14 protein-coding genes are annotated in these 13,584 nt (G+C 35.4%); 12 read left to right on the top strand and 2 right to left on the bottom strand.

Annotation, left to right across the window (positions count from 1 at the left end; all coding sequences use genetic code 11):
* Positions 1–5: 5 nt before the first annotated feature.
* From rpsR to ligA, 4 genes are all read left to right on the top strand, one after another.
* Positions 6–302: a 30S ribosomal protein S18 gene (gene rpsR, locus GV828_RS03635; RefSeq protein WP_002987043.1), complete on the top strand. Its 297-nt coding sequence runs from the start codon at positions 6–8 to the stop codon at positions 300–302.
* Between the two features lie 65 nt (positions 303–367).
* Positions 368–808: a 50S ribosomal protein L9 gene (rplI, locus tag GV828_RS03630; protein ID WP_166536116.1), complete on the top strand. Its 441-nt coding sequence runs from the start codon at positions 368–370 to the stop codon at positions 806–808.
* Positions 809–931: 123 nt separating this feature from the next.
* Positions 932–1,411: a DUF6495 family protein gene (locus GV828_RS03625; RefSeq protein WP_166536115.1), complete on the top strand. Its 480-nt coding sequence runs from the start codon at positions 932–934 to the stop codon at positions 1,409–1,411.
* 65 nt (positions 1,412–1,476) lie between these two features.
* Positions 1,477–3,474 carry an NAD-dependent DNA ligase LigA gene (ligA, locus tag GV828_RS03620; protein WP_166536114.1) on the top strand — a complete coding sequence of 666 codons (1,998 nt, stop codon included), beginning with the start codon at positions 1,477–1,479 and terminating at the stop codon, positions 3,472–3,474.
* A 206-nt stretch (positions 3,475–3,680) separates the two neighbouring features.
* On the opposite strand, the gene GV828_RS03615 is transcribed toward ligA, so the two are convergent.
* Both GV828_RS03615 and GV828_RS03610 read right to left on the bottom strand, forming a co-directional pair.
* Positions 3,681–4,592, bottom strand: a complete 912-nt coding sequence (locus GV828_RS03615) for a bifunctional metallophosphatase/5'-nucleotidase (protein ID WP_166536113.1) — start codon at positions 4,590–4,592, stop codon at positions 3,681–3,683.
* 35 nt (positions 4,593–4,627) lie between these two features.
* Entirely contained in the window at positions 4,628–5,371 is a 744-nt protein-coding gene (locus tag GV828_RS03610; protein ID WP_235935409.1) for a 5'-nucleotidase C-terminal domain-containing protein, read from the bottom strand.
* A 183-nt stretch (positions 5,372–5,554) separates the two neighbouring features.
* Between GV828_RS03610 and dapA the strand changes: the two genes are divergently transcribed.
* From dapA to fabV, 8 genes are all read left to right on the top strand, one after another.
* Positions 5,555–6,451 (top strand): 4-hydroxy-tetrahydrodipicolinate synthase, encoded by an 897-nt coding sequence (gene dapA, locus GV828_RS03605; RefSeq protein WP_166536111.1) that lies wholly within the window; start codon positions 5,555–5,557, stop codon positions 6,449–6,451.
* Positions 6,452–6,462: 11 nt separating this feature from the next.
* Positions 6,463–6,972: a ferritin gene (locus tag GV828_RS03600; RefSeq protein WP_166536110.1), complete on the top strand. Its 510-nt coding sequence runs from the start codon at positions 6,463–6,465 to the stop codon at positions 6,970–6,972.
* Between the two features lie 186 nt (positions 6,973–7,158).
* Positions 7,159–7,962, top strand: a complete 804-nt coding sequence (locus GV828_RS03595) for an outer membrane protein assembly factor BamD (RefSeq protein ID WP_166536109.1) — start codon at positions 7,159–7,161, stop codon at positions 7,960–7,962.
* A gap of 9 nt (positions 7,963–7,971) precedes the next feature.
* The gene (locus GV828_RS03590; RefSeq protein WP_166536108.1) at positions 7,972–8,289 is read left to right on the top strand and encodes a DNA-directed RNA polymerase subunit omega; all 318 of its coding nucleotides are present in this window, start codon (positions 7,972–7,974) and stop codon (positions 8,287–8,289) included.
* Between the two features lie 7 nt (positions 8,290–8,296).
* Entirely contained in the window at positions 8,297–9,505 is a 1,209-nt protein-coding gene (coaBC, locus tag GV828_RS03585) for a bifunctional phosphopantothenoylcysteine decarboxylase/phosphopantothenate--cysteine ligase CoaBC (protein WP_166536107.1), read from the top strand.
* Positions 9,498–10,382 (top strand): type IX secretion system protein PorD, encoded by an 885-nt coding sequence (gene porD / locus GV828_RS03580; protein ID WP_166536106.1) that lies wholly within the window; start codon positions 9,498–9,500, stop codon positions 10,380–10,382. Before coaBC ends, porD begins: the two co-directional genes overlap by 8 nt.
* Positions 10,383–10,584: 202 nt before the next feature.
* Positions 10,585–12,237, top strand: a complete 1,653-nt coding sequence (recN, locus tag GV828_RS03575) for a DNA repair protein RecN (protein WP_166536105.1) — start codon at positions 10,585–10,587, stop codon at positions 12,235–12,237.
* A 61-nt stretch (positions 12,238–12,298) separates the two neighbouring features.
* Positions 12,299–13,489 carry an enoyl-ACP reductase FabV gene (fabV, locus tag GV828_RS03570; protein ID WP_166536104.1) on the top strand — a complete coding sequence of 397 codons (1,191 nt, stop codon included), beginning with the start codon at positions 12,299–12,301 and terminating at the stop codon, positions 13,487–13,489.
* The last annotated feature ends 95 nt before the right edge of the window (positions 13,490–13,584 follow it).

Here is a 13,584-nt window from a genome sequence, read left to right as displayed (position 1 = left end):
TTATTATGTCAACGATTGAACAATCAGCAAAAGGAAAAAAAGACGGAGATATTAGATATCTAACGCCTTTAAACATAGAAACTAATAAAACTAAAAAATATTGCCGTTTCAAAAAATCTGGTATCAAATATATTGATTATAAAGATGCAGATTTCTTATTGAAATTCGTGAACGAGCAAGGGAAAATTCTTCCTCGTCGTTTAACTGGTACTTCTTTAAAATACCAAAGAAAAGTGTCTGTAGCTGTTAAAAGAGCACGTCACTTAGCTTTAATGCCATACGTGGCCGATTTATTGAAATAATTTTTAATCAAAGTTGTTGGTTTCCCAATAAAGGAACCTAACTTCTTCAAACAAAGGACAACAACATGGAATTGATCTTAAAACAAGACGTTCAAAATTTAGGCTTTAAAGACGATATCGTAACTGTAAAACCTGGTTACGGAAGAAACTTTTTGATTCCTCAAGGATTTGCTACAATTGCAACGCCTTCGGCAAAAAAAGTTTTGGCTGAAAACCTAAAACAAAAAGCACACAAAGAAGCTAAAATTGTTGATGATGCTAAGAAAACAGCTGAAGCACTTAAAGCTCTTGAAATTAAAATTACAGCTAAAGCAGGAGGAGAGAAACTTTTTGGTTCTGTTACCAATGCTGATGTAGCTGAAGCTTTTGAAAAACAAGGACAAAATATTGATAAAAAATTCATCACTTCAGGGATCGTTAAACGTACAGGTAAATATACTGCAAACGTTCGTCTTCACAGAGATGTAATTGTTGAAGTGCCTTACGAGATTGTTGCAGAGCAATAATTTTTTTCAACAAAATAATAGAATCCCGATGAAAGTCGGGATTTTTTTTTAATCTGAATTTATTTCAGATTCTCAGTAATCTGCATTTTTGTCAGATTCTTTTTACATTTAATTTTAAATATTTTGAAATACAAAAGATTAACAAAAGAACAATTCGAAGCGCTTCACCAAGAGTTTGCAAATTTCTTGGCAAGTCAATCCATTGATAAAAACGAGTGGGTAACCATCAAGCAAAACCAACCTGAAGTGGCAGAACAAGAACTTGATGTTTTCTCTGACTTGATTTGGGAAGGCGTTTTAAATGGTGCCAATTACCTCGAACACTTTTCTAAAAGTTTCATTTTCTTGTTTCATTGCCAAGAAAAAATGATCAAAACTATTGTGTTAAAAGATTTGTCGGGAGAAGCAGATTTTCTAACAAGAGAAGGACTTCAGTGGTTAAGCGACAATATGTTTACCGATAGTGTAGAAATCAAAACCGGCATCAAGGATTACGGAATTGATCGCAACGATGCTATTTTCGACTTAATCAAACAAGGTGCGATTTTGAGCGATGGCCAACTTTATTTGCAAATAAACGGCATTATTCAAGCTTCAAATTAACAAAATTTCCCAAAATTGGTTATTTTAGTGGCTGAAATTTCAGTGACCGAAATAGCCAATTTTTTATGGAAATCAAACAACTTATCGATTCGCTACGCAACGAACTCAACCAGCATAACTACAATTATTATGTGTTAGACAATCCCGTAATTTCAGATTTTGAATTTGACCAAAAACTGAAAAATTTACAGGAATTAGAAGCGAAACATCCGGAATATTTCGATGAAAATTCACCCACACAAAGAGTTGGCGGTAGCATCACCAAAAATTTTCAAACAATCACCCATCAAAACCGCATGTATTCTTTGGATAATTCTTATTCTAAAGAAGATTTACTCGATTGGGAAAAAAGAATCCAAAAAATTTTAGGCAATGTTTCTCTTCAATATACTTGCGAATTAAAATATGATGGTGCTTCAATTTCAATCACTTACGAAAACGGAAAATTAAAACGCGCGGTCACTCGTGGCGATGGTTTTCAAGGCGATGATGTGACCACAAATATCAAAACCATCAAGTCTGTTCCGTTACAACTGCAAGGTGATTATCCCGAAAATTTTGAAATACGCGGCGAAATTATTTTACCACTCGAGGGTTTCGCTAAAATGAACCAACAGTTACTTGACGAAGGAAAAGTTCCGTATGCAAATCCAAGAAATACAGCTTCGGGAAGTTTAAAATTGCAAGACAGTTCAGAAGTTGCCAAACGACCTTTAGATTGTTTGCTTTATACTTTTATTGGTTCCGATGTTAAATTTGCCACACATTTTGAAAGTTTAGAAAAAGCCAGAAGCTTTGGTTTTAAAGTGCCAAATGAAGCCAAATTGGCAAAAAATATTCAAGAAGTTTTTCAGTTCCTGGAATATTGGGATGAACACCGACACGAGTTGCCATATGAAACCGATGGTGTGGTAATTAAAGTCAATAATTTACATTTTCAAGACGAATTAGGGTACACGGCAAAAGCGCCTCGTTGGGCAATTGCCTATAAATTTAAAGCCGAACAAGTTGCTACAAAATTAAATTCCATAACATATCAAGTGGGGCGAACTGGAGCCATCACGCCAGTTGCCAACCTCGAACCGGTTCAGTTAGGAGGAACGACGGTAAAACGCGCTTCTTTGCACAATGCAGATCAAATTGAAAAATTGGATATTCGTGTTGGCGATATGGTTTTTGTGGAAAAAGGAGGCGAAATCATCCCAAAAATTATTGGTGTAGATTTTACAAAAAGAAATCAAGATTTATTGCCAACGGTTTACATTACCAATTGTCCGGAATGTCAAACCGAATTAATTAGAAAGGAAGACGAAGCCCAACATTATTGCCCTAATTTTTACGGTTGTCCACCACAAATTATAGGTAGAATCCAGCATTTTATTTCCAGAAAAGCAATGGATATCGAAGGTTTGGGAGGCGAAACAGTTGCATTACTTTTTAATAATCATTTGGTTCAAAATTATGCCGATTTGTATGAATTAACTGTAGAGCAAATAATTCCGTTGGAAAGAATGGCGCAAAAATCTGCAGAAAATTTAGTAAACGGAATCGAAAAATCTAAAGAAATCCCATTTGAACGTGTTTTGTTTGCGTTAGGAATTCGATATGTGGGTGAAACGGTAGCCAAAAAATTAGCAAAGCATTATCAAAACATCGAGAATTTGGCCAAAGCAAGTGTGATGGATTTGATATTGGTAGATGAAATTGGTGAAAGAATTGCACAAAGTGTGGTAGAATTTTTTGAAAATGCTGAAAACCAAATCCTCATCCAGAGGCTAAAAGAATACGGAGTTCAGTTGGAAGTTAAAACCGTTTATAATCCTGAAGCTACCACCATTTTAGAAGGCAAAACCTTTGTGGTTTCAGGTGTTTTTGAAAAATTTTCTCGTGATGAACTTAAAAAAGCCATTGAAGACAATGGTGGAAAAGTTTCAGGGTCAATTTCTTCTAAAACCAATTTTGTTATTGCCGGAGAAAATATGGGACCCGCAAAATTGGAAAAAGCCAGCAGTTTAGGCATTCCCATTATTTCTGAAGATGATTTTATTGTGATGATTGGGTAATGATCTAGCAAAGTTTTACAAAGATTCACGAAGATAAAAATTTAAAAAAGCGCAAAGATTGTTTGTAAACCTTTGCGCTTTTTTCTCTGCAAAATTTTGCGAAACTCTGTAAAACTTCGCGAAACTCTGCGATCCTCTGCGAACCTCTGTGAAACTCCGCATAACTCCACCGAACTCTGCGAAACGTCATGAAGTCCGCAAAACTTCTAAACCACAATCGTTCTCGAACTATGCGATTTATTTTTATCAGCATCAAAATAAAAATCAATTCGACCTAAATTAATGCCGTAGCAACCTACTTGATTTACTAAAGTTTCCACGCCATCTAAATTTTTTACAACCGTAGGTTTGTCCAAAAATGTATGTGTGTGACCGCCAATAATTAAATCAATGTTGCGGGTTTTTTCGGCTAATTTAACGTCGGAAATTTTTTCGGGATCATTGCTGTATTTGTAACCCAAATGCGAAAGGCAAATCACTAAGTCACATTTTTTTTCTTCCTTTAAAATACGCGACATATCGGTTGCAATTTCTACAGGATCAAGATAAACGGTTTCTTTATAATTTTTTTTGTCAACCAAACCTTCCAATTGAATTCCTAAACCAAAAACGCCAATTTTCAAACCTTGCTTTTTAAAAATTTTGTAAGGTTTCACAATGCCATCAATGATGGTATTTTTAAAATCGTAATTGGCACTTACAAAATCAAAATTGGCATGTGGTAATTGTTTATAAAATCCTTCCAAACCATTGTCAAAATCATGATTTCCCATCGTTGCTAAATCATACTTTAACATACTCATCAGTTTCAATTCGAGTTCGCCACCATAATAATTAAAGTAAGGCGTTCCCTGAAAAATATCGCCAGCATCGAGTAACAAAACGTTTGGGTTTTCCTGCCGGATTTTTTCTACCAAAGTGGCTCTTTTTGCCACGCCACCCATATTTGGATTTTTCGGATGATTTGCTTCAAACGCATCGATATGGCTGTGAACATCGTTCGTATGTAAAATGGTAATGTGTTTTTGTGCCGAAGTAAAGCTGCTCAAAGAAAAGCCTCCAATTGTTACAAGTGCGGTTCCAGCGGCTGTTTGCTGTAAAAATTCTCTTCTTTTCATGATTTTATTTGGAAAAATTTATTTTGAAGATGATTTTATTCTAAAATAATGCGTTCATTTGTTGGAACAGGAATGGTATCTACTTTTTGAAAATAATCCAACCAAACATTTCGTAGTTTATAATCTAAGTCATAAACTTGACTCCCTTTTTTGAAAAAATTCATACTATCGCCACCATTATACAAATAATCATTTGTAGCAACATAGTATGTTTTTTGAAAATCAAGAGGCTGGTTTTGGATCAAAATATTTTTAGGCAAATTATCTTTGGTAATCACAAAGGACATTCCCGAAAGCGGATGCGGTTTTTTCTCCTTAATAATGTATAGAACCAGTTCCATGATTTGTTCGCCTTTTAAAGCTACCACAACCAAATTATTTTCAAAAGGCATTAATTCAAATCCGGTTCTGGTGGTTACATTACCTTGCGGTATAATCGCCCGAATCCCACCGTGATTGAGCAAACATACATCAACAGTTTTTTTTTCTCTTGCCAAAAAGATTTTATTTGCTGCTTCCAGCGTAATATCTGCTTGTAAACTTCCAATCGTAGTTTGCCATTTTCCTTGACTTTTGTCCATCGTTACGGGTGCAAAAGCCAAAACAGTATTCATGTCTTTGTCAATTTTTTCGCGGTATGGTTTTACAAAAGCTTCAATTGCTTGATTAGGTTGAAATGCTTCTGAAACACCTATTTGCTTGCCTTCTACTTTAGTAACATAATGTGTTGAGGTGCAAGAAATTGAGGCAAACGCAAATGCAATCGACCAGATTTTCAAATTTTTAAATGGGTTTTTTAAAATATCCATCGCAGATGTAAACTAATTTGATGTAAATTTGTATTCAACAGCAAAACTACCAAATTTTGAGGTTTTCTCTGGAGTTTTTCTGCTAAATCAACATTAAATTTAAGTTGGGGGTAACGTGAATTCGTTTTAAAAATATAAAAAAGTAATTTCTGTATGAAAGAATTTATTGGGACTGGTGTCGCATTAGTAACACCTTTTAGAAAAGATTTTTCGGTGGATGTTGAAGCGCTGAAAAAAATTGTCAATTATCAAATCGATAATGGCGTAAATTATTTAGTGGTTTTAGGAACAACTGGAGAACCAGCCACGATGAAAAAAGAAGAAAAAGAATTGGTAATCAAAACCATAAAAGAAACCAATAATGGTAGATTGCCTTTGGTTTTAGGAGTTGGGGGAAATAACACCGCCGAAATTATAGAAGAATTACAAACAAGAGATTTTTCTGGATTTTCGGCTATTTTATCAGTTTCACCTTATTATAACAAACCTACACAAGAAGGAATTTACCAGCATTTTAAAGCCATCGCAGAAGTTTCGCCTTTGCCTGTAATTTTGTACAATGTTCCTGGAAGAACCGGAAGTAATATGTTACCGTCCACAGTAATTCGATTGGCAAAAGAATTTAAAAATATTATTGGGATTAAGGAAGCTGCCGGAGACATCGTGCAAGCCATGAAATTAATTCAGGCTAAACCTGAAAACTTTTTGATTATTTCTGGCGATGATATGGTGACTTTGCCAATGGTTTTAGCAGGTGGAGCAGGAGTAATTTCGGTAATTGCCGAAGGATTCCCGAAACAATTTTCTGAAATGGTAAAATTAGGATTAGAAAGAAAAGTGGACGAAGCTTATCAATTGCATTATCAATTAGCTGACGCCATTGACATGATTTTTGAGCAAGGAAACCCTGGCGGAATCAAAGAGGTTTTTAAATGTTTGGGACTTTCAGAAAATACCGTGAGATTACCTTTGGTAAATGTTAACGAAGATTTAGCAGGCAGATTGGCCCAATTTGTAGAGAAAAACAGTATATTAGTTGCATCTTATTAAATACCAAAATTATGTTGTCTAAAACCATGGAAGATGCCTTAAATTGGCAAATTAAAATCGAAGGAGATTCTTCTCAAATTTATCTTGCAATGGCTTCATGGGCTGAAGTTCAGGGCTTTGAAGGGATTTCTACCTTTATGTTTGCGCAATCTGAGGAAGAACGTTTGCACATGCTGAAGTTGGTGAAATACATCAATCAACGAGGTGGCGAAGCAAAAATTTCGGCTACAATTGAACCTAAATTAGACCTTTCAAGTTACAAAGTTTTGTTCAAGCAATTGTACGAGCACGAAGTAAAAGTTTCGGAAAGTATCAATAGTTTGGTTGGGATTTCTTTAGACGAACGCGATTATGCAACTCATAATTTCTTGCAATGGTATGTGGCAGAGCAAATTGAAGAGGAAGCAAGCGCCAGATATATTTTGGACAAAATTAATTTAATTGGTGACGATAAAGGTGGTTTGTATTTGTTTGACAACGAGATGAAAAACTTCACAGCTCCAATTGCTGCTCCAAAATAAAAACACGATTATTTCGTTACAAAAAAAGGTGTCCAATTACGGCATCTTTTTTTTTCGTTTCAGGAGAAAATTCTCTTTGAAAAAAATGTTTTTTTAATCTGTAATTAATCTTTAAATTTGCGGTTGATTTTTTATTGACGAAAAGTCTCGTTTTTAGTAAAAATCAGCAAACTCAGAAAATTAAAAATGAATAGATTTTTTTATGCGCTTTTCACAGTGTTGGTTTTGGCTTCTTGTAGTCCGTACCAAAAAGCACTAAAATCTGAAGATGTTGCTACAAAATATGCTGTAGCGACAGAAATGTATGAAGCTGGTAAATATACCAAAGCCATTAGGTTGTTTGAACAAATTGCACCTTCTTTCAGAGGAAAACCTCAGGCAGAAAAGCTATTTTACATGTTTGCACAATCTTATTATAAAACGAACCAGAATTATTTGTCAGGGTATCAGTTTGAAAGTTTTGCCTCAAGTTATCCGCGAAGCGAAAAAATTGAAGAAGCCTTATTTCTTTCTGCCGAAAGTTATTCTAAGTTATCGCCAAGGTATTCGTTAGAGCAAGGAGATACTTACAAAGCGATTGACAAGATGCAAACATTTATTGATAGATTCCCAAATTCTGAATATTTGCCACAAGCTAACGAAATCACTAAAAATCTTCGTGAAAAGTTAGAGAAAAAAGCTTTTGAAATTGCTAGACAATACCATACCACTGGCGGATGGACTAGAGATTATGGTGCCGCAATCAAAGCGTTAGACAATTTTATTATTGAATATCCTGGAACACCATTTAAAGAAGCAGCTTTGTATTACAAGTTTGATTCGGCTTATCTTTTAGCGGTAAACAGTGTGGAAAACAAAAAGAAAGAACGATTAGAATTTGCAAAAAGTTCGTACGATAATTTGATTAAATTTGCACCTACAACCGGATATAAAAAAGAAGTAGATAACAAATTAGAAGAGATAACCAAAGAGTTACAAAAATATAATTAATTAGCAATCATGGATTTAAAAAAAACGAATGCTCCTGTAAACACAATTACTTATAACAAGAGCTTAATCGAGGAACCTACGGGGAATGTTTACGAAGCCATCACTATTATGGCAAAAAGAGCCAACCAAATTAATTCGGAAATTAAAAAAGAGTTAACCGAAAAATTGGAAGAATTTGCTACTTACAATGATAGTTTAGAAGAGATTTTTGAAAACAAAGAGCAAATTGAAGTTTCTAAATTCTACGAAAAATTACCCAAGCCTCACGCTTTGGCAGTTCAAGAGTGGTTAGACGAAAAAATCTATCACAGAGATACTACAAAATAAAGAACTGATGTCTGTTTTAAGTGGTAAAAAAATATTGCTGGGAATTTCCGGTGGAATTGCCGCATACAAAACAGCTTCATTAGTTAGACTTTTCATCAAAGCAGGTGCCGATGTCCGTGTGGTCATGACACCTGCTTCTAAGGATTTTGTCACCCCATTAACCCTTTCAACGCTTTCTAAAAATCCTGTGGTTTCTACTTTTTTTAATGAAGAAGAAAAAGATGCCGAGTGGAACAATCACGTAGAATTAGGACTTTGGGCAGATTTCATGGTGATTGCTCCAGCTACCGCAAATACCATGTCAAAGATGGCAAGTGGCACTTGTGATAATCTATTAATTGCTACTTATCTTTCAGCAAAATGTCCCGTATATTTCGCGCCAGCAATGGATTTAGACATGTACAAACATCCGTCAACTTTGGCGAGTTTTACCAGTTTGCAAAAATTTGGAAACATCATGATTCCGGCAGAAACAGGTGAATTAGCCAGCGGACTTTCCGGAGAAGGCAGAATGGCAGAACCCGAAAATATTGTGGCTTTTATTGAAGCAGACATTCTTCAGAAATTACCGCTCAAAGGGAAAAAAATTCTTGTTACAGCAGGCCCAACCTACGAAGCCATCGATCCGGTAAGATTTATAGGAAATCATTCTTCCGGGAAAATGGGTTTGGACATTGCGCTAAAAGCCGCTAACCAAGGTGCCGAAATCATCTTGATTTCAGGACCAACGCATCTTCAAGCAAAACACCAAAACATTCAAACAATTTTTGTAACTTCGGCTCAAGAAATGCACGATGCCTGTCATCAATATTTCGATAATGTTGACGTAGCCATTGCAGCAGCAGCCGTTGCAGATTATCGACCAAAAAATCCTTCTTCGCAGAAAATAAAAAAAACAGAAGCAACGTTACAAATAGAACTCGAAAAAACGACAGACATTTTAGCCGCTTTAGGACAGAAAAAAAACAAGCAGTTTTTAATAGGTTTTGCATTAGAAACCGAAAACGAAATTGAAAATGCCAAAGCCAAAATCGTGAAAAAAAACCTCGATTTAATTGTGCTAAATTCGTTAAATGATGAAGGGGCTGGGTTCAAAACCCAAACTAACAAAGTGACGTTTATCGACAAAAATTTTCATACAGAACCCATGAATCTAAAGCCAAAAGAACAAGTGGCAGAAGATATCATCAATAAAATAATTCAGCATTATGCGTAAACTACTTATCGCTTTTTTATTGTTCGGAACCGCAGTTCAGGCTCAAGAACTCAACTGCAACGTTACCGTTAATTACGATCGTGTCACCAATGCTAACCCGCAAATTTTCGCCACTTTACAACGATCCGTCACCGAATTTATCAACAAAACTCGCTGGAGCAACCAAACTTTCAAAGAAAGCGAACGTATAGAATGTAGCATGTTGATCAATATTTCAGCTTATAGTTCTGACCAATTTTCGGCGTCTATTCAAGTGCAATCTTCTCGACCTGTTTTCAATACCAATTTCACCTCTCCAGTTTTTAATTTTAATGATAAAGATTTCAATTTTAGATATGTAGAGTTTGAACAATTATATTTTAATCCTAATGCATTCGAGTCAAATTTAATTTCAACCCTTGCATTTTACAGCTACATTATGTTAGGTCTTGATGCTGATACTTTTTCACCGAAAGGAGGTACACCTTATTTTGAAATGGCGCAAAATGTAGCCATTCTCGCACAACAAAGCGGAAGCAAAGGTTGGAATCAAGCCGATGGAAATAACAACCGCTATTTTCTTATAACGGACTTAATGTCAAATACTTTCGATCCATATAGAAATGCATTATATGAATATCATTCCGCAGGATTAGACCAAATGGCAGACAATTTGCAACAAGGAAAAACCAATATTAAAAAGTCCATCCAAACACTTTCGGAAATTTACCGAAGTCGTCCTAATGCCTTTTTAACCCGCGTATTTTTCGATGCAAAATCTGACGAAATAGTCAATATTTTCAGTGGAGGACCAACGATTGGCATTACAGATTTAGTAGAAAATCTCAACCGAATTTCGCCACTCAATGCTTCCAAATGGAGCAATATAAGATATTAATTTAAAATTTTTTAGAAGCTAATCCGGCCATTCGCTTCAATCTTTTTGGCAAACGTCTGTTTTTGTACCCTAAAAAAAGAGCTTCTCCCGAAGCTTCGTGAGTCGCTTTTTTTCAGCGGCAAAAACAAGCCTTTCGCCTAAAAAGGATTTCCGCTGCTGTCCGGGCTAAACTACACATTACCAACAACCAATAATAAAACTATTGCTCACTTCGTTATCCATAAAAAATTTCGCACTCATTGAAAAACTCGAAATTAATTTTTCGGAAAATTTTTCTATCATCACTGGCGAAACTGGAGCTGGGAAATCCATACTTCTCGGCGCTTTAGGTTTGGTCTTGGGAAAACGCGCCGATTTAGGTTCGTTAAAAAACAAAGAAGAAAAATGTGTTGTAGAAGCACAATTTGATATTGCTGCTTACAATCTTCAAACATTTTTCATAGATAATGACCTCGATTTTGAACCGCAAACTGTCATCCGCCGTGAAATTTTACCTAGCGGAAAATCACGGGCTTTTGTAAATGACAGTCCGGTAAATTTGCAGCAACTTCAAGAGCTTGGTGATTTTTTAATCGATATTCATTCGCAACAACAAACCCGAGAACTTTCAGAAGAAAATTATCAGTTTGAAATTATAGATACCATTGCTCAAAATAAATTGCAACTTGCTGATTATCAAATTCATTTAAAAAAACACAAAAAGCTAAAATCGCAATTGATTGATTTACAAAATCAATTAGCGAATAGTACCAAAGAACAAGATTATAAAGCGTTTTTACTTAATGAATTACAATCAGCCAAATTAGTTTCGGGAGAACAACAATTGCTTGAAACACAATTTGAAGAACTCAATAACGTAGAGGTTATTCGGGAAAATTTGGACAAAGCCATCGCCATTGCTCAAGAAGAACAATTTGGAATTTTAACCCATTTGTCCGAAGTAAAAAATGCGATTCAAAAAATTGCTAATTTTTCTGGAAAGTACCAACAACTTTCCGAAAGGATAAATAGCGTTTCCATTGAGTTTACTGATATTGTACAAGAAATAGATCAGCTTTCGGCTAATCTTTTCGGTGATCCCGAAAGTTTAGAATTGACCAATCAAAAGTTGCAATTAATTTACACTTTGCAGAAAAAACACCAGTTAAATTCTGTTGAAGAGCTTCTGGAATTGCAAGAGAAATTAGAATCCGAAGTGCATTCAGTTGAAAATCTTCAAACAGAAATAGATGCAATTGAAAAAGAAATAGAAAATTCCGCCCAAAAACTAGATGAATTAGCAATACAATTGCACAAGAGGAGAGAAGCTGCAGTTCCCGAATTGGTACAACAATTAATCGATATTTTGGCCCTTTTAGGAATGCCGGATGTGCGTTTTCAGATTCAATTTTCATTGGAGAAAAATTATTTTGAAAACGGAAAAGATACTATTTCATTACAATTTACTGCCAACAAAGGCATTGCTTTAGGACCGTTGAAAAAAACGGCTTCTGGTGGAGAAATGTCGCGAATTATGTTGGCAGTAAAAGCAACTTTGGCTAAATACCAAAAGCTTCCAACGATTATTTTTGATGAAATCGATACTGGTGTTTCGGGAGAAATTGCAATCAAAATGGGGGAAATTATGAAGCAAATGAGCCACACAATGCAAGTTTTTGCAATTACTCATTTGCCACAAATTGCTGCCAAAGGAACTGCTCATTTTAAAGTTTTTAAAACTACAGAAGAAAACCAAACCACATCAGAATTAATATTGCTTTCAGCCGAAGAACGCGTTGCGGAAATTGCCCAAATGCTTTCGGGAAAAGATATTTCGGACTCGGCGATAAATCATGCCAGAGCCTTGCTGAACTGAAAAAACAAGATTATATTTGTGAGTTAAGAATCAAAAAAAAATATACCCAAAACATATTATTATGATTATCGAACCAAGAATGAGAGGTTTTATTTGCCTCACGGCACATCCTGATGGAGCTGCGCAAAACCTTAAAAATCAGATAGAATACGTAAAATCTAAAGGAAAAATTAACGGTGCCAAAAAAGTTTTGGTGATTGGAGCTTCAACCGGATTTGGTTTAGCTTCAAGAATTACCAGCGCTTTTGGCTCGGATGCGGCAACAATTGGTGTTTTTTTCGAAAAAGAACCAAGCGAAGGTAAAACTGCTTCGCCAGGTTGGTACAATTCTGCTGCTTTTGAAAAAGAAGCACATGCCGCTGGATTGTATGCCAAAAGTATTAATGGAGATGCTTTCTCTAACGAAGTGAAGCAGCAAACTATTGAATTAATTAAGAACGATTTAGAAAAAGTAGATTTGGTAATTTATAGTTTGGCTTCGCCTGTGCGAACGCATCCGGTTACTGGTGTGACGCATCGTTCAGTTTTAAAGCCAATTGGACAAAATTTTACTAACAAAACGGTAGATTTCCACACGGGAAAAGTTTCGGAAATTTCGATTGAGCCTTGTAAAGATGAAGATATCGAGAATACTGTAACTGTAATGGGTGGTGAAGATTGGCAAATGTGGATGAAAGCCTTAAACGAAGCTGGAGTTTTGGCTGATGGCGTTTTGACGGTAGCGTATTCATATATAGGACCAAAATTGACCGAACCGGTTTACCGAAAAGGAACAATTGGTCGCGCAAAAGATCATTTAGAAGCCACAGCCTTTGAAATAACAGATAACTTAAAAAGCGTTAACGGAAAAGCATTTGTTTCGGTAAATAAAGCGTTGGTTACTCAAGCAAGTTCAGCAATTCCGGTAATTCCGTTGTATATTTCTTTGCTTTATAAAGTGATGAAAGAAGAAGGAATTCACGAAGGGACTATTGAGCAAATTCAGCGTTTGTATCAAGAAAGATTGTACACAAATGGTGAAATTCCGGTGGATGAAAAAGGCAGAATCCGCATTGATGATTGGGAAATGCGTGATGATATTCAAGAAAAAGTTTCCAAACTTTGGGATGAAGCAACTACTGAGAATTTATCTGAAATAGGTGATTTAGAAGGTTACAGAAAAGATTTTTACCATCTATTCGGTTTTGAAGTACCAGGTGTTGATTATCATAAAGACACTAATGAATTGATAATTGTTGAAAGTTTAAAATAAAAAATTATAACTTCAATTTGTGAAACCCGCGTAAATGCGGGTTTTTTTTGTTGTAAATAATAAAGATTTAACTTTTACATTTCTTAATAAAACCT

Origin of the sequence: Flavobacterium ichthyis (assembly GCF_009915155.1) — a bacterium.
In the GTDB taxonomy this organism is placed as follows: domain Bacteria; phylum Bacteroidota; class Bacteroidia; order Flavobacteriales; family Flavobacteriaceae; genus Flavobacterium; species Flavobacterium ichthyis.
This window is presented reverse-complemented; position numbering and strand designations above follow the sequence as displayed.